Origin of the sequence: Abyssibacter sp. (assembly GCF_964229365.1) — a bacterium.
Taxonomy (GTDB): Bacteria; Pseudomonadota; Gammaproteobacteria; order Nevskiales; family OUC007; genus Abyssibacter.
Genome location: NZ_CAXRDQ010000076.1, coordinates 1 through 21,732, shown reverse-complemented (window position 1 = coordinate 21,732; position 21,732 = coordinate 1). Strand labels below are relative to the sequence as shown.

At 63.5% G+C, this 21,732-nt stretch carries 14 protein-coding genes; 3 read left to right on the top strand and 11 right to left on the bottom strand.

Translation table 11 applies throughout. The features are described from left to right. Positions 1-46: 46 nt before the first annotated feature. A complete protein-coding gene (locus tag ACE1EY_RS12770) occupies positions 47-1,693 on the bottom strand; it encodes an OmpA family protein (protein WP_370300334.1) in 1,647 nt (548 codons plus the stop codon). A gap of 150 nt (positions 1,694-1,843) precedes the next feature. Here ACE1EY_RS12770 and mfd point away from each other — a divergent pair, with 150 nt between their 5' ends. Together mfd and ACE1EY_RS12760 are read left to right on the top strand one after the other, a co-directional pair. Continuing rightward, on the top strand, positions 1,844-5,317 hold the full coding sequence (mfd, locus tag ACE1EY_RS12765) for a transcription-repair coupling factor (protein WP_370300333.1): 3,474 nt from the start codon (positions 1,844-1,846) through the stop codon (positions 5,315-5,317). A 25-nt stretch (positions 5,318-5,342) separates the two neighbouring features. Beyond that, complete coding sequence (locus ACE1EY_RS12760) at positions 5,343-6,131, top strand: CsiV family protein (protein ID WP_370300332.1); 789 nt, start codon at positions 5,343-5,345, stop codon at positions 6,129-6,131. 33 nt (positions 6,132-6,164) lie between these two features. On the opposite strand, the gene ACE1EY_RS12755 is transcribed toward ACE1EY_RS12760, so the two are convergent. The 9 genes from ACE1EY_RS12755 to cysM form a co-directional block, all read right to left on the bottom strand. Next, positions 6,165-11,396 (bottom strand): EAL domain-containing protein, encoded by a 5,232-nt coding sequence (locus ACE1EY_RS12755; protein ID WP_370300331.1) that lies wholly within the window; start codon positions 11,394-11,396, stop codon positions 6,165-6,167. A gap of 129 nt (positions 11,397-11,525) precedes the next feature. Then, a complete protein-coding gene (locus ACE1EY_RS12750; protein WP_370300330.1) occupies positions 11,526-12,266 on the bottom strand; it encodes an S-methyl-5'-thioinosine phosphorylase in 741 nt (246 codons plus the stop codon). Then, positions 12,263-12,817, bottom strand: a complete 555-nt coding sequence (locus ACE1EY_RS12745) for a hypoxanthine-guanine phosphoribosyltransferase (protein WP_370300329.1) — start codon at positions 12,815-12,817, stop codon at positions 12,263-12,265. The genes ACE1EY_RS12750 and ACE1EY_RS12745 overlap by 4 nt, the downstream gene beginning before the upstream one ends. Further along, on the bottom strand, positions 12,814-13,944 hold the full coding sequence (locus ACE1EY_RS12740; RefSeq protein ID WP_370300328.1) for a mechanosensitive ion channel family protein: 1,131 nt from the start codon (positions 13,942-13,944) through the stop codon (positions 12,814-12,816). The genes ACE1EY_RS12745 and ACE1EY_RS12740 overlap by 4 nt, the downstream gene beginning before the upstream one ends. A 341-nt stretch (positions 13,945-14,285) precedes the next feature. Then, complete coding sequence (gene nagZ, locus ACE1EY_RS12735; protein WP_370300327.1) at positions 14,286-15,266, bottom strand: beta-N-acetylhexosaminidase; 981 nt, start codon at positions 15,264-15,266, stop codon at positions 14,286-14,288. Next, positions 15,263-15,745, bottom strand: coding sequence for a L,D-transpeptidase family protein (locus ACE1EY_RS12730; protein WP_370300326.1), 483 nt, complete (start codon positions 15,743-15,745; stop codon positions 15,263-15,265). The genes nagZ and ACE1EY_RS12730 overlap by 4 nt, the downstream gene beginning before the upstream one ends. Beyond that, complete coding sequence (locus ACE1EY_RS12725) at positions 15,742-16,215, bottom strand: CYTH domain-containing protein (protein WP_370300325.1); 474 nt, start codon at positions 16,213-16,215, stop codon at positions 15,742-15,744. Before ACE1EY_RS12725 ends, ACE1EY_RS12730 begins: the two co-directional genes overlap by 4 nt. Next, the gene (gene rlmD / locus ACE1EY_RS12720) at positions 16,205-17,563 is read right to left on the bottom strand and encodes a 23S rRNA (uracil(1939)-C(5))-methyltransferase RlmD (protein ID WP_370300324.1); all 1,359 of its coding nucleotides are present in this window, start codon (positions 17,561-17,563) and stop codon (positions 16,205-16,207) included. Before rlmD ends, ACE1EY_RS12725 begins: the two co-directional genes overlap by 11 nt. After that, a complete protein-coding gene (cysM, locus tag ACE1EY_RS12715; RefSeq protein ID WP_370300323.1) occupies positions 17,560-18,465 on the bottom strand; it encodes a cysteine synthase CysM in 906 nt (301 codons plus the stop codon). Before cysM ends, rlmD begins: the two co-directional genes overlap by 4 nt. 112 nt (positions 18,466-18,577) lie before the next feature. On the opposite strand from cysM, the gene ACE1EY_RS12710 reads away from it, so the two are divergent. Next, positions 18,578-21,184, top strand: coding sequence for an ATP-binding protein (locus tag ACE1EY_RS12710; protein WP_373928090.1), 2,607 nt, complete (start codon positions 18,578-18,580; stop codon positions 21,182-21,184). Positions 21,185-21,209: 25 nt separating this feature from the next. Here ACE1EY_RS12710 and ACE1EY_RS12705 read toward each other — a convergent pair. Then, positions 21,210-21,732: pyridoxine 5'-phosphate synthase (locus tag ACE1EY_RS12705; RefSeq protein WP_370300321.1), on the bottom strand; the 523-nt coding region annotated here is incomplete at its 5' end.

Sequence of the window (21,732 nt, the reverse complement as noted above, 5' to 3'; positions counted from 1 at the left end):
CCCCCCCCCCCCCCCCCCCCCCCCCCCCCGACTCGATACGACCCAATCAGGCGTCGGTCACGACCAATACAACACGCCGGTTGAGCGCACGCCCAGTCGGATTGTCGTTGCTGGCAACCGGCTGCGCATCACCGAAGCCCTTGGCGGACAGACGGCCGGCCGAAACCCCTACCGAGATCAGGTAGTCGACCACGGCCTGGGCACGAAACTCCGACAACAGCTGATTGTCGTCTGCATCGCCCACCGAGTCGGTGTGCCCCTGCACCTCGATCACCAGATCAGGCTGGCGCTGCATCGCGGTCGCCACATCGTCCAGCGAAGACTTCGCGTTGGCGGTCAGCACAGCCTTGGCGGTCGCGAACTTCACACTGGGCAGCACGATGGCCTCACCAGCACCGGCGCACTCCAACCCACCGACACCACAGTCCGCAATCGGCGCGGCCTGGATGGCGCAACCTTCTGCGTTCACCGGCACTCCGCCGACGGTGTCCGGGCACTGATCGACCCCATCAGCCACGCCATCGCCATCCGCGTCGCCGCCACAGCCATCTGCATCGACCACGACACCCGGCGGCGTCGCCGGGCATTCGTCCAGCGCGTCGGTCACGCCATCGCCGTCCTCGTCGAAGGAACAACCATTCGATTCGACCGGCTCGCCCGCCGGGGTTTCAGGACACTGGTCCTGGCCGTCCGGCACGCCATCGGCATCGGCATCGAGCACACAACCCATGTCGTCCACGGAGACACCTTCCGGCGTGTTCGGGCAGGCATCGACTTCGTTGGCTACGCCGTCGCGATCTTGATCCGCTTCACAGCCGAAGGCATCAACCACCGCACCAGTTGTGGAATCCGGGCAACGGTCGGAATGGTCCAGCACGCCGTCAGCGTCCTGATCAGCACGTGATGGCCAGGCAACGCCTCCAAGGTCGTAACCGACGCCAACCGTGAAGCCCGATGCTTGCACGTCGTAAGCGACGTTGGATTCGTTCTCGTACTCGTAGTTGAGGTAACGATAGCCCGCCCGTAGGTAGAACTCGCTGTCCGGATCATCCAACTCCAGCCATAACGACGCATCAAATGTCGAGTCACCACGAACCGGAAATCCGCCCGCCTTGAACTTGATCGCCACGCCCTCGACCAACGGCTTGTCAACGCCGAAATGCAGGTAGGGCCGGTAGTCCAGCACACGGCTTGCGCCGCTCTGGGACATCGCCTGCGATCCGTCTTCGCGAATGGTGAACTTGGAATCCACCATCTGCGCGCCCGCGCCCACCTCAAAGCGTGTATTGAAGTGCAGACCTTCAAACGGCGCTACCGCAAAGATTTCGAGTTGCTCGACGCCCCAGGATGAGGTGACAGAGGAACCGCTGGAGCTGACGTCAACGCCCAACAGTGTGTAGTCGTTGAAGGAATCGATGCGACGATCGAAGCTGAACCGCGTGTAGCTCGCACGCAGGTCAAAGCCGTGCATCCACGATGGGGAGATGCTGAAACCAAGGCCCAGGCCCGCATCCTGATCCATCCCCAGGGCGCGATCCAAGCCCACCATGTCATCTGTGGTGCTGATGGTTCCCGCTGGCTGCAGCCAGGGCATCTCGATATAGACGTATTGGCTGGAAAGGCTGTCTTCAGCAACAGCCAACCCCGACCACGCTGCTGTCGCCGCCAGCAGCGGTGCCATTATCCTTTTCATGCTCGGTATTTCCCCTAAAGTCGAGCGACCTTGCCAAGCGCGGGGGTGACCGCGGTCAAGGTGGTGCCCTGATATTTCATCTTGCCGCGCCGCGAAAACGACGCTGTGATTGTCATCGAAGCAGGTCTGGTCCATGCTTCGCCGCCGATTATGGTACCCAACGCAACCCTCAATCAGCCACCCGAACCGACGCATGGTCGTTCCATCCCATGGAATCCACTGCCGGATGCGGGACTTGCGCTAGCGTCGATTCAGCTTTCCCGCCAGACGGGCGCGCTGGTACTACTCTGTGCCCGTGACGAGCAACATGCATACCAACTCGAGGCCACTTGCCGGTTCTTCGCCGATGATGACTGCCCTGTGTTGCATTTTCCGGACATGGAGATTCTCCCATATGACGCGTTGTCGCCGTTGCCGGAGGTCGTCTCCGAACGTCTAGCTGCACTCGCTCGCATCCCGACGCTACGCACAGGCGTGGTGATCGTCGGCGCGGACAATCTGCTGCAGCGCCTGCCACCACCCTCGTTTGTGGAGGCTAGAAGCCTCTCGGTGACACAAGGGCAAACCCTGTCGCCGCTGTCGTTGCGCGAAACCCTGGACCGCGCAGGTTATCAAGCCGTGGCGGAGGTCCAGTCGCACGGAGAATACGCGCTGCGCGGCGCATTGATGGATTTGTTCCCCATGGGCAGCCCATCGCCTTACCGTATCGACTGGCTGGATGACGACATCGATTCCATCCGCCTGTTCGACCCCGAGACGCAGCGCTCCCAGGACGTTGTCGAGCGGATCGAGCCACTGCCCGCCAAGGCATTCCCGACCGATACCGGCGGGATTGAGCGCTTTCGGCGACAGTACCGCAATGCGTTCACCGGCGATCTGACCTCCCACCGCGTGTATCAAAGTGTCTCCAAGGGACAGATGCCGGCGGGCATCGAGGCCTATACGCCGCTGTTCTTTGACGACACCGCGCACTTGTCCGATTACCTGCCGGCCAATGCCAGCGTGATCCTCGCCGGCGGATTGTCCAAATCGGTGCACAAGACCTGGGACAGCATCAATGCCCGCCACACCAACCTGGGCGTGGACCCTGACCGCCCCCTGCTACCGCCCGATGCAGCCTTTGTCCCGCCTGACCTCGCGCTGGCCGCTTTTACAGACCACGCGCGCATCGAGATCCTGGATGAACCGGCCGACGACGCGACGCATTTCGATATTGCCCCGAGCCCAATCAAGCAGCCGGAAACCGACCGACAGCAGGCACGGCAGGTCATTGCCGATCTGCTGGCCAATGGCGACGCCCGGCGCCTGCTGCTGCTGACCGAATCCCAGGGCCGTCGGGAGGAGCTGCTGGAGCTGCTACGGCCGCTGGGGCAAGCGCCGCGCAGCTACGCCAGCTGGTCACGCTTCGTCGGCGATTCCAAACCCTTCGGACTTTGCATCGCTCCGCTGGCGAAGGGGTTCACGCTCGCGGACCCTGCGATCCGGGTAATCACGGAAGCCGAGCTTGTTGGCTCCAAGCCACCCGCGACGCGCCGCCGGCGCACGGTTCGCGACCCTGAAACCGTCTTGCGCAACCTGGCGGATCTCGAGGCTGGCGCGGCGGTCGTGCATCAGGAACACGGCGTCGGCCGCTACATGGGGCTGGAACGGCTCACCGTCGGCGACCAGGAGATGGAGTTTCTGCGGCTGGAATACGCTCGTGGCGACAAGCTCTATGTCCCGGTAGGCTCGCTGCATCTGATTCATCGCTACACCGGCGCCGAACCCGAATCCGCCCCGCTGCATTCGCTGGGCAATGATCGCTGGAACAAAGTCCGGAAAAAAGCCGCGGAGAAAGCCCGCGACTCGGCTGCAGAACTGCTGAGCATCCAGGCGCGACGCGCCGCCCGCCCCGGTCATAGCTTTGCGCTGGACGCCGCCGACTACGCGCGCTTTGCCGACGGCTTTCCCTTCACCGAAACCCCCGACCAGCTCAGCGCCATCCAGGCGGTCATCGATGACATGGCCGCCCCGCACCCCATGGACCGGGTGGTCTGTGGCGATGTCGGGTTCGGCAAGACCGAGGTCGCGATGCGCGCGGCATTCGTCGCGGTCACCAATGGCCGACAGGTCTGTCTGCTCGTGCCGACCACCCTGCTCGCCAGCCAGCATGCACAGAACTTCATGGACCGCTTTGCGGACTGGCCAGTCCGCGTGGCCTCCATGTCGCGACTGCGCACCGGCAAGGCTCAGACCGAACTGCTCGCAGAGATGCGCGAAGGCAAGGTCGACATCGTGGTGGGCACTCATCGCCTGTTGCAGAAGGACGTGGTGTTCAAGGAGCTGGGCCTGGTCATTGTCGACGAGGAGCACCGGTTCGGCGTGCGCCACAAGGAGCAGCTCAAACGCCTGCGTGCAGAAGTGGACCTGCTGACCCTGACCGCCACGCCCATTCCCCGCACCTTGAACATGAGTCTGGCCGGGCTGCGCGACCTGTCGATCATTGCCACGCCGCCAACCGCCCGCAACCCGATCAAGACCTTTGTCGCCGACTGGGACAAAGCCCTGGTACGCGAAGCCTGCCTGCGCGAGATCCGGCGTGGCGGGCAGGTGTACTACCTACACAACGAGGTCAGCAGCATTGAGCGCGCGGCCTCGGATCTACGGGAACTGCTGCCGGAAGCCGATGTACGCATCGCGCATGGTCAGATGCGGGAGCGCGAACTCGAAGCCGTCATGCTCGATTTCTACCACCAACGATTCAATGTGCTGGTCTGCAGCACCATCATCGAATCCGGCATCGACGTACCCACCGCCAATACGATCGTCATGAACCGCGCGGACAAGCTCGGGCTGGCGCAGTTGCATCAGCTACGCGGTCGCGTGGGGCGCTCCCACCACCGGGCGTACGCCTATTTGCTGGTGCCCTCGATGCGGGCGCTGACGCAGGACGCGCTCAAACGCCTGGAAGCGATTGAGTCCCTGGGCGAACTCGGCGCCGGCTTTACGCTTGCCACCCACGATCTGGAGATCCGTGGCGCTGGCGAACTGCTGGGTGACGAACAAAGCGGTCAGATCGAGGAGATCGGATTCGCGCTCTACTCCCAGCTGCTGGAGCGGGCGGTTCGCGCGCTAAAGGCCGGCGGAGAGCTGGACATGGAAGACCCCTGGGCCGCCGGAGCCGACATCGATCTAGGCGTGGCTGCGCTCATCCCGGACGAGTACGTGCCGGATGTCACGCTGCGGCTGACACTCTACAAGCGGGTCAGCAGCGCGCAGTCGCCGTCCGCGCTGCGCGAACTGAAAGTCGAAATGATCGACCGCTTCGGGCTGCTGCCCGAACGCGCCGAGCAGCTATTCGCCCTGGCGGCATTGCGACTGCGCTGCGAAACCATCGGGATTGATTCCATCAAGGCCGGCGCAGGCAGTATTCGCATCGAGTTCAAACCCAAGGCCGATGTCGATCCAGCTGCGCTAATCCAGTTCATCCAGCGCAATCCGCGCAAGCATCGATTCGATGGCGCGACAACCATCGTCGCGCAATGGGACCAGGAGTCCGCCCCCGAGCGCCTGGAGGCGACCACGCAACTGCTCGATCAGCTGCACCCGGCGACTGCGGATGGCCAAGCCATCCATTCGGTCTAGCGCCAGTCTGGATAAACTACCGACCATGAAGCTCAAACTGCTACTCACCGCCGCGTTATGCGTGGGCACCAGCTCGGTACTGGCGAACGATTACCGCGTTGACGTCATCGTCTTTCTGAACCAGGCAACGCCCAACGGATCACCCGATGAGGCGTCCGTCGCGATCAGTCAGTTTGAAGCCAAGGGCATTGCCTTTGGCGCCGCCGACAGCCTGCGCGCGGCCGGGGTGCAGCCGCTCGGCGACGAGAATTTCATGCTGGAACAGGCATGGAACCGCTTGCGCAACGCCACAGCGTTCATCCCATACCTGCGTGCGAGCTGGGTCCAACCGAGCCAACGCCGCTCGTCGGCCCCGGCCGTCAGACTCAATGACGGCGTACAGATCTGGGTGGAGCCAACGCCAGAGCGGCGGTTCCTCGCCGAGCTGTACAACGAATCCGCTGGTCGCGGCGGCGACGAACTCCAGGCAAATACCGAAGCGGCTGCGGCGAACGCGGCGCCGCAAGCACAGGCATCCGATGAGCAAACGGCTCAACCGGGAGACTGGGCGCTGATCTCCCCCGACCCGGTCCAGCTCCATCAGCTGGATGGCAACATCACCGTGTTCGCGCAGCGCTACCTGCATCTGGCCATTGATTTGTGGTGGTTGCAGCACAACGACGGATCATCGGTTGTAAACGGCGAGTCCCTCCCTGAAGAAGGCGCCCGCGTGTTTCACATCGAAGAGCAACGCCGCGTGCGCCTCAACGAGCTGCACTACTTCGATCACCCGCGCTTTGGGGTGCTGGCGATGGTGACACGCGCCGGCGGATGAACGCCCCGTGTCGATGCCGCCGCGGCGCCCGGCCTATTGCTCCAGCGGCTTGGGTCGATTGATCTCGTAACCCTGCATCAAATCCACGCCGATCTCTCGGAGTATCGGAATCAGTTCCGCGGTTTCCACATGCTCCGCGATCGTTGTCAGCTTGAACTCGTGGCCGACACGGTTGATCACCTCGACCATGGTCCGGTCCACGTGATTCGTGGCCATGCTGCGCACGAAACTGCCGTCGATCTTGATGAATTGAACCGGCAGGTTCTTCAGATACGCGAACGATGACATCCCCGCTCCGAAATCATCCAGCGCAAACTGCACCCCGAGCTCGCCCAGTGATGCCACCAGCCGCGCCGTCTCGGGCAAATGCGAGATCGCCGAGGTTTCGGTGATCTCGATGCAAAAACGAGCACCCGGAACCTTGTAGTGCGTCAATCGTTCGCGCACGAATTCAATGAACGAGCGGTCGCCAATCGTCTGCCCAGACACGTTCACCGCTGTCACTGGTGGCGACTGCTCCAGATGCTCGGCCAGGTAGGCAAGCGCATGCTCAACCACCCAGCGATCCAAGGCCGACGCCAGAAAATACCGCTCTGCTGCCGGTATGAATTGATCAGGCGATAACAGCTGACCGCCTTCGTCGCGCATGCGCACCAGCAACTCGCGGTACGCCACGGTCTCGCGATCATCCACGCGGACCAGATCCTCGAACACCAGTTCGCAGCGGTTGTTCTCGATGGCGCTGGTAATGCGAGATACCTGCCGCATTTCGCCGTTACGACGGCTGAGTTCGACGTCGTTGTCGCCGGACACATAGAGGCGGTTCCTGCCGGCCTCCTTGGCCATGAAACACGCCGCATCCGCCTGGCTCATGACCGCCGCAACCGATTCACTGCCCTGGGCCATCGGGGCCAAGCCGACGCTGGCCGTGATCTGGTATGTCTGCTTGTCCCACTCGAAGCGGAAATCCCGGATGGCGTTCAACGCCTCTTCCACGATCGGCTTGCCGGCTTCAAGCTCGCAATGATCCAGAATGATCCCGAATTCATCGCCGCCGAGCCGAGCCAGCGTGTCGGAACGACGTAGCTTGCATCGAATCAGCACAGCCAGTTGCCGGAGCACTTCATCCCCCGCAGCATGACCGCAGGTGTCGTTGATCACCTTGAATTGATCCAGATCGATGAAGGCAACCGTATGCTCTGCAGCATCCGATTTGCTTTCGATAAAGGCCGTCTTGAGCCGCCGTTCGAACTCATCCCGATTGGTCAGCCCCGTGAGGGCGTCATGTTGGGCACGGAACGACAACTCCTCGGCTAGCAGGCGCTGCTCGGTGACATCCCGCATGACAACCACCGCGCCAATCACCTCGGACTCCCCGCCCACCAGCGGTTTGCAGGAAATGTCTGCGAACACGCGACGTCGATCCGGGTGCTGAATAAAGTACTCATTGCCGAAGTACTCGACGGGCGCACCGGTCTTCATCGCCTGCCGTATCGGGCTGATGACACCCTTTTCCCCTTCGATACGACGTAAGTCGAACAACTTCTCCGCCGGCTTGTTCAGCAAGTCCTGGTCGGGCTTGCCTACCAGACGTTCCACCATCGGGTTCACGTAAGTGATCAGCCCGTCGGCGTCGGTGCGGACCACGGCATCAGCGATCGCGCCCAGGGTAACGTCCGCGCGCTCCTTCTCCTCTGCCAGGTCATTCAGCGCGGTCTCCATGACTTCGCGCGAATGGGCGCTTCGTAGCGACACCGTGGCGAGTTCGCCGACCGCTTTCAGCGTCTCCAGATCAAGGGTGCTGAGATCGCCCACTCCACGTCCTTCCAGCGTCAACGCGCCCGCCTGAGCAGCGTCGATGCGGATCGTGACATCGGCCCGGGCGGCCACCTTGTCGCGAGTCAGCCGTTTCCCGAGCCCGCCATAAGGGCCTGTATCGCTATCCAGCGCGCGCGCCACGACCACCTTGCCGCCGGATAGCAATGCGTCACGAAGCTCGGGAGCGGAATCCACATCCAGCGTTCTCGGGGACTTACTCTGGGACTCGGGAAGCTGCGCGATGGTCACCAGCTTATGGCCCTCGAGCATGGCGAAGGACACCTTGACGTCCGAGTAAGACGACGAAAGCAGTTCCAGCAACCCGTCGACAATGTCGCGGGTGTGCTGACGGTTGGCGATACGGGCTGACAGCCCGTGCAGCAATCCCAGCCGATGGTTTTCGTCGGCGACACGGATCTCGTCCCGTTTGCGTTCGTCCACATCACGCAGATGCAGGACATACCGCGCCTCGTCGCCTGTTTCGCGAATACTGCCGAGCGCAAGTTCCGCCCAGCGCCAGGTGCCGGCCCGGCCGCGGTACTGCACGTCAAACTGTGCGCTGGGCTGGCGAGCCTCGCGAATATCCGCGGCCTCGCGCTGAACGGCGGTGTAGCTATCGGCATCTAGCAGTTTCGACAGCGGTGAACCCTCTTCCACGAGGGCGGGAGAGTCCACCATGTCGCGTAGCGCCTGGTTGACATCGCCCATGGTGAATTCGTGATCCACAATCGCTTGCCCGATCGGGCTGCTCGTAAATGACGCACGATGTCTGGCCTCGCTAAGCAGCACGCGCTGATCGGCTTCCCGTTGCCCGGTCACGTCGATCCAGGTCAACACAACACCGTCGATATCACCGTTGGATCGAATGTAGGCGACGGCCCGCATCTGGTAGGAGCGCTGGCCGGCGGCCGTGATCAGCCGCTCGAATGGCTCACTGGTTTTCATGACCTGGCGGAACTTCGGCAACATGCCTTCCATGTCGATGCTCCAGTCCACGCTGATCACCGACGCACCCGGCTCGAGGTGGTCCTGAGCCAGTTGGCGCTCAGTGGCGGAGTTGTAATGCGTGACGTGCAGGCGGCGATCGAGCACGAGCAAGGGGTAGTCGAGGCTGTTCTTCACGTTGGCGAGATCGGATGCCATCGCCTCCAGCTCGCCCGACTTGTTCTGAAGCTCATCATTGACGGTCATGAGCTCTTCGTTCGTCGATTGCAGTTCTTCGTTCGAGGTCTGCAACTCTTCGTTGGTCGATTGCAGTTCCTCGTTGGCGGACTGCAATTCCTCACTCTGCGACTGCAATTCCTCGTTGGATGTTTCCAACTCTTCGACGACGGTCTGCAGGTGCTGACGGGTACTCGCCAACTCCCGCTCCAGCTCCGCGATGATCAGGTTGTCCCGCTGATCCTTATCATCGAACGTCAGCACTTCGGTGGCCGGCACGGCCGCGATTTCGAACGACAAGGCCACGTAATCCGGCTGGTCGACCATCATCGGTCTGACCACCGGCACGATCCGACGCTTGTCCGCCCCTTCGCCAATGTGAAAAACAGTGCCCTTGGCGACCGTGCGTTCTCGCCGGCACCGATGCAGCAACGCACGGAGTTCCGGACGAAACTGATCGGCGACGAGATCGAAAATGCGCAGATCAGCCGGCCCTTGTGGGAACTTCAGGAACGGGTGCAGATCACCGGAAAAATGCACCGTGTTGTCCTGATTGTCGATGACAACGGTTGGCGGGCAATACTCGTTGATCAGCAGGTTCGTGAACCGCAGACTCAGCGAACTGAGATCCCGCCCACGACGCTGGCGCCCAGGAGCTTCGGTATCGCCGCTACCACTACCCACGCTCTCGTCGCCAAACCGCCTGGGAATCACCGGCACATAGTTGGGCGTTGAAGCATCCTTGCGCTGAAAGACCCGCGCCTTTTTGTTGAGCGTCGTGAACAGGTCGCGATGCAGCTCGATGGATTCCGAACTACCCAGCAACAACAAGCCACCCGCCCGCATTGCATAGTGGAAGGTCAGCAGCACACGTTTCTGGATATCCCGATTGAAATAGATCAGCAGGTTGCGACAGCTGATCAGGTCAACCCGAGAGAACGGAGGGTCTTCGACCACGTTCTGCGACGCGAACACCATGCTTTGCCGCAGGAATTTCTTGACCTGGTAGGTCCGCCCCTGCCGCTCGAAATACCGGCTCCGCAACTGGTCCGGCACGCCCTCAACCGATGTTTCAGGGAAGACGCCGTTACGGGCAAAGGTCACCGCATCCTCATCAAGATCGGTGGCAAAAATCAGGTATTCCGGCGTGTCGGACTGATGGCGCGAAAGCTCGGACAACAGAATCGCGATGGTGTAAGCCTCTTCACCGGTCGCACAGCCGGGCACCCAGACACGGAACACATCGTCCGCCTGCTTGGTTTCCCACACTGACTTCAGCGACTCCGAGAGCGCCTGGAAGGCATCCGGATCACGGAAGAACGAGGTGACCGAGATCAGCACGTCGCGAGCGAGCAGTCCCGCTTCTTCCGACTCGGTGCGGACGAGTTCGGCGTAGTCCTCCATGCTGTTTTTCTTGCGCAAGCCCATACGCCGATGAATCCGGCGGTTAATCGTTGACGGCTTGTAGTGGCTCAGGTCAAAACCGGTCGCGCGTCGAACCGATGACGAGATCCGCGCGTAGGCATTGTTGTCGTTATCTTCGGGCAACGCTCGCCGCAATGCGGCAGGGGTGGAGGCCAGCCCTTCCAGCGCCTCGCCCATCTTGTGCGACACCATCACCATGTCCACGGCGCCGGTCTGGATCGCTGCACGTGGCATGCCGTCGAACTTCGCGGTGCTGGGATCCTGAACAATCGTCACGCCGCCCACTGCCTTGATCGCACGGATGCCTGCGGAACCGTCCGAGCCGCTACCAGACAGGATGATGCCGACCGTGTTCTCACCTAGCGAATCGGCGAGCGAGCGAAAGAACGCATCCACCGAGGGCTTCGGGCCGACACTGGCTTTCGGCGTCGACAGTCGGAGTACGCCATCACGCATCAGGACATCGTGGTTTGGCGGGGTTACATAAATCGTGTTCGGCGCCGGTGCCTGCCCGTCGATCAGGTCACAAACCGCCAAGTCGGTGCCGGGCCGTAACAACTCGCGCAGCAAGCTGGTATGGGTCGGCGAGAGGTGCTGGGCGATCACATAGCTGAGACTGCGGCTCTGCGGCAACTCGGCGAGCAGTTCCTTGAGCGCCTCCAGTCCGCCGGCGGATGCGCCGATGCCGACGAGAATCATCGGCGGCTCCTCTCGCGCAACCGTCGGGGCACCCTCACGATCAGCGACTTCGTCGGCTTTGGGCTTGGTTTCTATCGGCCCTGCATCGAGTTCTTCAGCTGTGCCCGGTGCGGCCTTGGCCGTCGATGAGCGGCGGCTTACGCCCCCATTTTTCTTTGTCATTCCGGCGAACCCTGATCGCTGCAAGCACCTGACTGGATATCAGATTTGCAGCAAAACCCTAACATCGATTGCCCCCCGGATAGAGGCACAAAACGAGTATACGTGGGCCGTGTTGCGACGTAAGAACGGTCAGTCGGCGGCGACCAGATGCGTCAGGATTCTTCGCACCTGAGCCATGCCCATATCCAGTGACGCCTCGATGGCTGCGTGGATCGACCCATCGACGGTCCCCGCTGCCGGATTCACCACGACCGCGAGTGTCGCGTATGCCAACCCGGCCTCCATCGCCAGCGCGGCCTCCGGCATGGTGGTCATCCCCACAAGACTGCAGCCATCGTGCGCGAGCCGGCGGATTTCGGCTGCCGTTTCCAGCCTGGGTCCCTGGGTGACGCCGAGCACGGCATGGTGATCAATGGCCACCCCGACTTCGCCGGCGGCGTTCAGGATCACCTGCCGCCATTGCGGATCAAACGGCGGCGCGAATTCGATGTGTCGCAGCGGAGCGGCCACCCCATCGGCAAAGGTATGCGCCCGCCCCCAGGTGTAGTCGATCAGATCATCCACGAGGGCCAGGTCACCGGGGCGATTGCCCGGCGCGATACCCCCGACCGCGGCCACCGACACGACATGCGTAACACCCAGCAGACGCAGGGCGTCGATGTTGGCGCGGTAGTTGATTCGATGCGGTGCGATCGTGTGCCCGTCGCCATGGCGCGGCAGAAACCAACAATCGGAGCCATCCGGCCAGGCCAGGCGCTGCGCCGGCGCCGATGGCCTGCCCCAAGGCGTGGACAGCTCACGTCTCTCGACCACGTCCACACCATCAATCTCATTGAGACCGGTGCCGCCGATGATGCCTACGGCCCTCATACCTCGGCCACCGCGTAAATCGCCGGCAACTGACGGTAGTAGCCATAGAGGTCCATGCCACAGCCGAATACGTAGCGATCCGGCACGCTCACGCCGATCCAGTCGACCTCGACATCCGGACAACGACGATCGTGCAGCTTTTCTGCCAGCACGGCGGTGCGCACCCGTGCGGCCCCGCTATCCCTGAGCGCGTCCTGGATCGCCGCCAGCGTGTAGCCCTCGTCGAGAATGTCGTCGATGATCACCACCTCACGCCCGCAAAGCCCAGCGGTGGGCCGGACACGCCACTCGATCCCGCCGCCCTGGGTCGTATTGCGATATCGCGTCGCGTGCAGGTAGTCGACCGTGAACGCTGTTGTCAGGTGCATCAGAATTTGCGCCGCAGGCACGAAGCCGCCGTTCATGACCACCAGCATCACCGGGTCGGCCTCGCCCACGGCTGCCTCGATCTTTGCCGCCAGCTGTCGATAGGCCTGATCGATCGCAACGGCGCCCACCACGCAATCGGCCGTCTTACGGGCGGCGATCGCTTGGTCGCGATCATTGCTCATGCGGTCGATCTCGGGCCGGCAGGCTCGTTGGCCGGCGGGAGCTGCTCCGCAGGCATGCCGGGCTCGGATGCCCAATGCAGGGTCTGCGTCGGAAATGCGATCTCGGCACCGTGCCGGGCGATGATGGACTCAATGTGCAGCAAGATTTTATGCTTGATGGCGTGGTACTCCGCCCAATCGGTGGTTCGTGTCAGACAATAGATGAAGAAGTCCAGCGAACTGGCGCCAAAGGCATTGAAGTTGACCAGAACAATCTGCTCCTGGTCGATCGCCGGATGTGTATTCAGGTAATCGCGCACGGTGTCAGTGATTGTTCCGATCATCCGTGCATCGTCATAGCGCAGCCCAATGGTTTCGTAGATCCGCCGGTTCGTCATCCGCGAGGGGTTCTCGACAACAACCGTCGAGAACACATTGTTGGGCACGTAGAGCGGGCGCTTGTCGAAACGACGGACCACCGTCGAGCGCCAGCCGATCCGCTCGACGACACCTTCGATGTTGCGGTCGGGCGAACGAATCCAGTCACCGACGGAGAACGGACGATCCAGGTAAATCGTCAGCCCGCCGAACAGGTTGGCCAGCAAGTCACGCGCGGCAAAGCCGACCGCGATGCCCCCCACTCCGCCGAAGGCCAGTACTCCGGAGATGGAGATACCGACCGTTTGCAGAATGACCAGACCCGCTGTGACCATGACAACAATGCGAATCAGCTTGGCGATGGCGTCGGCTGTGGTGTGGTCGACCGAGGGCTGCATTTCATCCAGCCCGTCTTCTACCGCCCGCACCAAGCGCAGCAGGAACCAGGTGAGTAGGGCCACGATGAGCACCTTGCGCATCACCGGCAGCCATTCAATCAGGCCCGGCGCGCCCTCGACCGGCACCAGTTCCACAGCCATGCCAATGCCCACCACCCAGACCATCCACCGCAGTGGGCGACCGATGGCGTCCAACACGGCGTTATCCCAAACCGTTCGAGATTTGGATGCAGCTGCGCGGGCGCGAGCCAACACCAGACGCGTGAGCAGATTCACCAGCACGACAATGGTGACGATGCCGGCCACCTGGCCGATCCATCCACGATCGCGGTAGAGACTTATGAAGTCTGTGAAGACTTGGGTCAGTTCCATATTAAGGCAACACTGATCTATTCCCGCCGCCAAGTTGCCGCCTGAAAACAGGCCAGGCAAGGCGCGAGAAGTGAAGTGTGGTCATTCCAAATAAGCGACGAGTACCCATTCGCCGGGAGCGAATTGACACCGCCGAAGGCGGGCCCGCAGGGGGAGGCGCATGGACGCGCCGACTAACGCCGCATGGCCTGTTTTCAGGCGCAATCCGAATGGAACGGGCCGATTTTCCCGCAAGCCTGCGTGGTCGTTCGCTCATTTGGAATAACCAAACCGCGCTCACTCCGCCTGGGCTTGCAGGAAAACCGGCTCCGTCTTGGTGGTGTGAATAGATCGGTGTTTCCTTAAGTCAGGAGTTTGGAGAGTCGTTGCCGGGCTGCTTGCACCTGGCTCGCGTCGAGCGACACGGTGATTCGATGCAAGGCTTGCAACCGCGCTTCAAAGCCCTGCGGCATCGACAGTGGACCGGCCTCCAGCACATCGATCACGGACGGACGATGATTGCAGAGCGGCAGCAGGTCGCAACCCGCCTCGGCCGCCAGTTCCACCCGGCGCCGCGGCCCGCCCATGGCCGCCGCACCGCCCATGGTCAGGTCGTCGCTGACCACGCAGCCGGCGAACCCCAGCCGTCCGCGTAGCCAATGCTGCACCCAATGTGTGGAGAAGCTTGCCGGTCGCTCGTCCACCTCGCGGTAGACGACATGCGCCGTCATCACTGACGGTACGCCCAGGCGGATCAGCTGCGCGAATGGCTGCAGGTCATCGGACTCGATCTGCTCCATCGGGCGCTCGTCCACCGGCAGCTCGACATGCGAGTCGGGAATCACCGCCCCATGCCCCGGAAAATGCTTGACGGTCGCACTGAGGCCGGCGCGCCCCAGGCCGCGGATATAGGCACCGGCCAGCGCGACAACCCGTGGTGGATCGCGGTGCAGCGCACGATCGCCAATCACACCGCTGCAACCGTGATCGAGATCGACCACCGGGGCGAACGGCAGGTCGAAACCCAGCGCTGCAAGCTCCGCTCCCACCACCAGCCCGGTGTCTTCGGCAAGCTGTTCGGCATCGGCCGCCAGGCCAACGCTCCGCATCGTCGGAATCCGGGTCACCCCCTCCCGGATGCGCTGCACCCGGCCGCCCTCGTAGTCGACGGCAATCAGCAACTCCGGACGCAAGGCACGGATGGCACGCGTCAGGGCCGCAACCTGCTCCACCGACTCCACATTGCGACCGAACAGAATAAAGCCGGTCACGCTGGGGTGACTGAGCAACTCGCGGTCTTCTTCCGTCAATTCGAAGCCTTCGATGTCGATCATCAGACTCATGAATCGATGATCTCCACGCCCGTGCCGCAGTCCACGCGATCAAACAGGGCGATGACGTCGCTATTGCGCATGCGTACACAGCCATGTGAGGCCGGCTGGCGCATTGGCTCGGTGTCCGGCGTGCCGTGGATGTAGATGTACCGCCGCATGCTGTCGACATCTCCGCCGCGGTTTCGTCCCGCCTCTTCGCCGCATAGCCACAGGATGCGCGACAGGATCCAGTCGCGCTCCGGATAAGCGGCGGCCAGCGCGGCGCTATAAACCTCGCCGGTCGGGCGCCGCCCAACAAAGACGGCGCCATGCGGCGCGCCGGCGCCGATCTTGGCGCGGATGCGATGCCTACCGCGGGGCGTGCAGCCGCTGCCGCTCTGTTCGCCCGGCCCGTTGCGACCGGTCGACACGGGGTAGCAAACATCTGCCTCACCATCGCGCACGGTCAGCAGCTGGGTTCTGAGGTCGATGCGAATGCTGATGGTCATGTGGATGGCCACCGCCGAAACGGCCGTTGCGACAGCTCGTTATTGTAGTAACGCAGATCGTGGGTGACTTCCTCACCCAGCCAGGCGGGCTGCTCGAACGCCGTGTCCACCGTCGGCAGCTCGATCTCCGCGACCACGAGTCCGGCATTGTCGCCGGCGAATTCGTCCACTTCCCACAACAGATCACCGGCCGGTATCCAATGCCGCGTCTTTTCGATGCGCGTACCGCCCAATGTGCGCATCAGCGTCTCGGCATCTTCCAGCGGGATCGGATATTCAAATTCCAGCCGTGTTGCGCCCGCCACCGCCTGCTTGATATTCAGGTTCGCGTGATCGCCATCGATCCGCACCCGCACCGATGCGCGGCCACCATCGGTCAGATAGGCCTGGGCCAACCGTGCGCTGCGCGAGACCTCATCCCGCCACGCGTCGCTCGTCACCAGAAACTTGCGCTCGATTTCAATCGCCACGGCTGAACACCGCCATGGACTCCACATGTGCCGTATGCGGGAACATATCGATCACCCCGGCCGCGGTGCAGGTGAAGCCGAATTCCTGGACAAGCCGCCGGGCGTCACGAGCCAGCGTCGCCGGATGGCAGGACACATAGACGATGCGCCGCACGCCGGATGTCGCCACCGCGGCTAGGCATTCCGCGGCACCGGCCCGCGGCGGATCGAGCAGCGCAAGATCGTAGGCCTGACCCGGCCACGTCCATTCCGCCGAATCGCCAAACAGATCCGCGACCTCGGTGGAAATCGCTCCGTCCAACCCCTGCGCGACCGCATTATTCCGCGCGCGCGCCACCAGGCCGGCATCGCCCTCAACGGCGTGGATATGCACCCCACGGCGCGCCAGCGGCAGGGTGAAGTTGCCCAGACCGGCGAACAGTTCCAGCACGCGATCACCGGGCTGCGGCGCCAGCGCGGCGATTGCCTGGGCAACCAGGCCCCGGTTCACCACGCCATTGACCTGGACGAAGTCCAGTGGCTCGAACACGACCTCGACGTCCTCGTCGTCCAGCCGGTAGGCCAGCGTGCGCGCCGGCCCATCCAACGGCTCGATGGAATCCAGCCCGCCTGTCTGCAGGAAGACCTGCGCGTCGAACAAGCGCTCCAGGTCAGCCAGATGCGACCGGTCGACCTCGTTCGGCGGCTGCAGGCAACGAATCGTCAGCGCCATGCCGGAGTCGCCAACCGCGACTTCGATCTGCGGTATCTGATCGCGGATGCTCAGCTTGCCCAGCGCCTCGGAGAGTTCCGGCAGGCGCGCACCGATCTCGGGCACGAGCACCGCGCAGGTCTCAATGTCGGCCACATAGGGCTTGTCACGCTCGCGAAAGCCCACCAGCACGCGGCCTTTGGCCGGCACGTCCCGCACCGACAGGCGCGCACGACGGCGGTAGCCCAGCGACGGCCCCTGCAGCGGCGGCAGAATCTGTTGCGGTGTCAGCTTGCCGATGCGCTGCAGGGCGTCGATGAGCTGAGCCTGCTTTTCACGGAGCTGGGCCGCGGAATCCAGGTGCTGCAACTTGCAGCCTCCGCAGTATCCGGCATGCGTACACGGCGGCTCGACGCGATCCTGCGATGGCTCCAGCACCGCCTCCAGTCGACCTTCGGCAAAATCGGAGCGATTGCGTGTGCGCAGGTAGCGCACTGTTTCGCCCGGCAGGGCGCCGTCGATGAACACGACCTTGCCCGAGTCCGGCTCCGCCTCTCCGGCCGGGGTCCGACCAACGCCGCGCCCATCATTTGCCAGCGCGGTAATGCGGGTTTCGAACGGGCCGGCCGGCACGCGTCGTCGGTTGCGTCGGCTCATTCGACCGGGCCGTAAACGCCGGTGGACAGGTAGCGATCACCACGATCGCAGACGATGCTGACGATCGTGGCGTTCTCCAGTTCGGCAGCCAGCTGCAACGCGACATGCATCGCGCCACCAGAGGAAACGCCCGCGAAAATCCCCTCATCCGCGGCCAGGCGTCGGGTCATGGTTTCGGCGTCGCCGGCGGCGACATCCATCGTCCTGTCGACGCGGCCGGGTTCGAAAATTGCCGGCAGGTACGCCGTGGGCCAGCGGCGAATGCCGGGAATGCTGGATTCGCCCTCCGGCTGAACACCGACGATCTGAACGTCAGGATTGCGCTCTTTGAGGTAGCGCGAGCAGCCCATGATCGTCCCGGTGGTGCCCATGGACGACACGAGATGGGTGATGCCACCGTCTGTCGCCGTCCACAACTCCGGGCCGGTGCCTTCGTAGTGCGCGCGCGGGTTATCCGGATTGGCGAATTGGTTGAGGACCTTGCCGCGGCCGTCCTGCTCCATCTGCGTAGCGAGATCGCGCGCACCCTCCATGCCTTGCGCCCGTGTCACGTGGACGATCTCGGCGCCGAAGGCCTTCATCGTTGCGGTGCGTTCGGCGCTGGCGTTCTCCGGCATGACCAGCACCATGCGATAGCCGCGCATCGCCGCGACCATCGCAAGGGCAATGCCCGTGTTGCCGCTCGTAGCCTCGATCAGCGTGTCGCCGGGCGCGATCTCGCCGCGCTCCTCGGCGTAGCGAAACATGCTCAGCGCCGGCCGGTCCTTCACCGAGCCGGACGGGTTGTTGCCCTCCAGCTTGGCAAGAATGCGATTGCCGCGGTCGCGCAGGTGCGCATCGAGGCGCTGAATCCGGACCAGCGGCGTGTTGCCGATCGTGGCGTCTAGTGTGGGTAGCATCATGGCGCGGGATTCTACCGAATGCTCCCACGCTTGACGGCGCTCGGGGCCCGGCGGCGGTCGGCATGCCCGCGCCCGGCGTTTCAACACCGCAGGTATCCGTCATACTGGCTGCATGCATGAGGGGGTGCACACACGAATCGGGTTTGGCGCCATCACGTCGCCGGTAGTCATCGTCTGGCTGGCGATGAGCTTTGCCCTGCTGCAAGGCCAAATCGCGGACTACGAGTTCGCGCAGCTGCAAATGGGTGCGGTGACCCCCAGCCTGGCTTATGAGAGCGCCGCCGCCGACGGATCGACCGCCAGCGCAATCGAGCTTGGCCGGCTTGCAGACGGTCTTGTCGGCATTCGCTACCTGTCGTTGCTCGATACGCGGGAACGCCTGCTCGGCACTTGGGCCGCGCCGGAATTCGAGCCGGTCTCCGGCCTCACTGGCTGGTTGCTGCGCGCGCTAGGTGGCATGGATCCCGGCCCCAGCGTACGCCGAGTCGTGGCACCGGACGCACAGGAAGGGGCCCCGTATCTGCTGGAAATCGGGCTGGCCGAGCCGGCCGCCGATCCCCGCTTCGTCAAGCGGTTCCGGCAGTTGATGGGCCTGAGTCTGGGCATCGGGCTGCTGGCATTGGCGGTATTGATTCTCGTGCGTGTTCGACTGAGCCGACCAGCGCACGCTCTGGAAGCGGCCATACGCCAGCTGGTTCGCGGCGATGAGTCCCACCCGATCACCCGCCTGCCACCGCCCTTCGCCGATGCTGCCGGCTCCATCCGCCTGCTCAGCGAGCGTCTGCGTTATAGCCGCGAGCACTTGCGCACCCATGTGCTGCAGGCCACCGACAAGCTACACGAGGATTTGAGTCGCATGCGGCGGCGCGTGCGCGAGGTCGAGAACGAGCGCGATAGCGCGGTGACGCTGGCAGACTCGCGACGCGAATTGCTATCCGGCCTGTCACACGAACTACGGACCCCTTTGATCTCGATCCTCGGGCAGGCGGATCTGATACTGCGCCAGCAACCCGACGCGGCCACGTCCGAGTCCATGATGCAGGTCAAACGCTCCGTGCAATCGCTGCTCACATTGATCAACGACTGGCTGGAATGGGGCCGGATCGAGGCCGGCAAGCTCACCTTGAACGAGGTCGCATTCAACCTGCTCGATACCGTCGAGGACACGGTCAACCTGTTGGCGCCGCTGGCCTATGAAAAGGATCTGGAGCTGGTGCACATCATCTACCACGATGTGCCGCGCAGGTTGCGAGGTGACGCCGCGCGTCTGCAGCAGGTGCTGACGAATCTGCTGTCCAATGCCATCAAGTTCACGCAAGCCGGTGATGTGGTGCTACGCGTCATGGTCCGAGAAGATCGTGGCGAGCAGGTCGTGCTCGGCTTTCAGGTGGCCGACACGGGAATCGGCATTCCCGACGCGCAAAAACAGCGCCTGTTTCATGCCTTCAATCGCGCCGAACACGGGGCAACCACCATGCAACCCGGCACCGGGCTGGGCTTGAGCATTTCCCGCCAGATCGCCCGGATGATGCAGGGTCACATCGAATTCGACAGCACCGAAGGCCAGGGCTCGGTGTTTGAAGCGGTGATGCACATCGGCAAACAGGGTCACCGCCCAGAACACCCCATGGCCTGGACCGGCCTGAGCCACCGCCACGTCTGGCTGGTGGATGCCCATGCCACGGCCCGTCTGGCGATGCGGCACTGCCTGGACTACTGGAACGCCGAACTCACCGAGTACGCCGATCCCGAGGTCGCCACAGCGCAAATCCGATCCGCGGCGCCCATGCCGGAACTGGTCTGCGTTGGCATTGTCGCCGCCCAAGCCAATGCGGACTGGCTGCACGCCCTGCTCCGCGCGGGTCACCGCTGTCATGTGCCCATCGTCGTGCTGGTCACCAGCCTGGATCATCAAGTGCTGTCGGTGCTTCGCGATGCCGGCGCCAGCGCGGCACTACCGAAGACCACCGACAGGGAATTGCTCTATCGGGAGTTGGTCCAGGCGCTGGACTACCGCCGCCAAAGCGATCGGCAGCCACTGGAGGGGGTCAGTGCGCTGATCATCGAGAACAACGTCACCAATCGGCGCCTGCTTGCCCGGACCCTGCGAGACAATGGCGCGCAGGCGCTGGAAGCCGACGGTGCAGATGCTGGCCTGGCGCTGGCCGAACGGGAGGCACCCAGTGTCGTGCTGGTCGACCACCGCATGCCGGGCCGTGATGGGGTCGAGACCACGCAGGCGCTACGCGCACTCCCCAACGGCGATGGCCTGCTGATCATCGGCCTGAGCGCGAGCGTCGCGCCCGAGCTGCGCAGGCAGTGGCTGGAGGCGGGTGCCGACAGCGTGTTGGAAAAAGGCGCCGATGACCGGGTGTTGATCCGGCACATGCTGCGGCTGACCGAGCCGGTCGAATCCGGCGACGCGCCGCTCACCGATGACCCTGAACTGCGCGAAATGCTACGCGAGGAACTGCCCTTGCAGGTCGAGCAGATCCGTGATGCGTGGCGGGCGGGCGACCGGCAGCAGGCCTACGACGCCACCCATCAACTCCACGGCACGGCCGCCTTCTACAAGCTGCACGCCATGCGCGAAGTCTGCCGGCGCCTGGAGCAACGCCTGGGCGATGAAGGGGACGACATCGTCTGGTCCGAACTCGAACCGCTGCGTGAAACCCTGTTCGCGCAGGTCGACGCGTATCTGGACAAGCTGGAGTCCTGAGCCGGCCCGCCTCAAAATCAGCGGGTCAGCCTCGCGCGGCCACCATGCGCTGCTTCATTTCGCTGACGGCCGCCGGCAAGCCCACGAATAGCGCGCGCGCGACCAGAAAGTGGCCAATGTTCAGTTCGACGATGTCACCGATGGCCGCAATCGGTCCGACGTTATCCAGATGCAAACCGTGGCCGGCATGCACTTCCAGCCCGGCAGCGGCCGCGTCGCCGGCGAACCGTCGGACTTGTGCCGCCAGTTCATCCATGCGTTCCGGGTGGTCAGCGTACTCGCCGGTGTGAATTTCCACCGCCGGCGCGCCCACCGCCAAGGCGGCCTCCAGTTGGCCTGGGTCCGGGTCGATGAACAGCGACACCCGCACGCCGACATCACCCAGCCGAGCGACGGCGGCGCGCACGCGGTCGACCTGCCCAGCCACGTCCAGACCGCCCTCGGTGGTCAGCTCCTCGCGCCGCTCCGGTACCAGGCAGCAATCTGACGGACGCAGGCGCTCGGCCACGGCCACCATCTCGTCGGTGACCGCCATCTCCAGGTTCAGC

Bases quoted from the DNA above. Each gene is read 5' to 3' on its own strand.
- ACE1EY_RS12770 (WP_370300334.1), bottom strand. From the start codon at position 1,693: ATGAAAAGGATAATGGCACCGCTGCTGGCGGCGACAGCAGCGTGGTCG.
- mfd (WP_370300333.1), top strand. From the start codon at position 1,844: ATGGTACCCAACGCAACCCTCAATCAGCCACCCGAACCGACGCATGGT.
- ACE1EY_RS12760 (WP_370300332.1), top strand. From the start codon at position 5,343: ATGAAGCTCAAACTGCTACTCACCGCCGCGTTATGCGTGGGCACCAGC.
- ACE1EY_RS12755 (WP_370300331.1), bottom strand. From the start codon at position 11,396: ATGACAAAGAAAAATGGGGGCGTAAGCCGCCGCTCATCGACGGCCAAG.
- ACE1EY_RS12750 (WP_370300330.1), bottom strand. From the start codon at position 12,266: ATGAGGGCCGTAGGCATCATCGGCGGCACCGGTCTCAATGAGATTGAT.
- ACE1EY_RS12745 (WP_370300329.1), bottom strand. From the start codon at position 12,817: ATGAGCAATGATCGCGACCAAGCGATCGCCGCCCGTAAGACGGCCGAT.
- ACE1EY_RS12740 (WP_370300328.1), bottom strand. From the start codon at position 13,944: ATGGAACTGACCCAAGTCTTCACAGACTTCATAAGTCTCTACCGCGAT.
- nagZ (WP_370300327.1), bottom strand. From the start codon at position 15,266: ATGAGTCTGATGATCGACATCGAAGGCTTCGAATTGACGGAAGAAGAC.
- ACE1EY_RS12730 (WP_370300326.1), bottom strand. From the start codon at position 15,745: ATGACCATCAGCATTCGCATCGACCTCAGAACCCAGCTGCTGACCGTG.
- rlmD (WP_370300324.1), bottom strand. From the start codon at position 17,563: ATGAGCCGACGCAACCGACGACGCGTGCCGGCCGGCCCGTTCGAAACC.
- cysM (WP_370300323.1), bottom strand. From the start codon at position 18,465: ATGATGCTACCCACACTAGACGCCACGATCGGCAACACGCCGCTGGTC.
- ACE1EY_RS12710 (WP_373928090.1), top strand. From the start codon at position 18,578: ATGCATGAGGGGGTGCACACACGAATCGGGTTTGGCGCCATCACGTCG.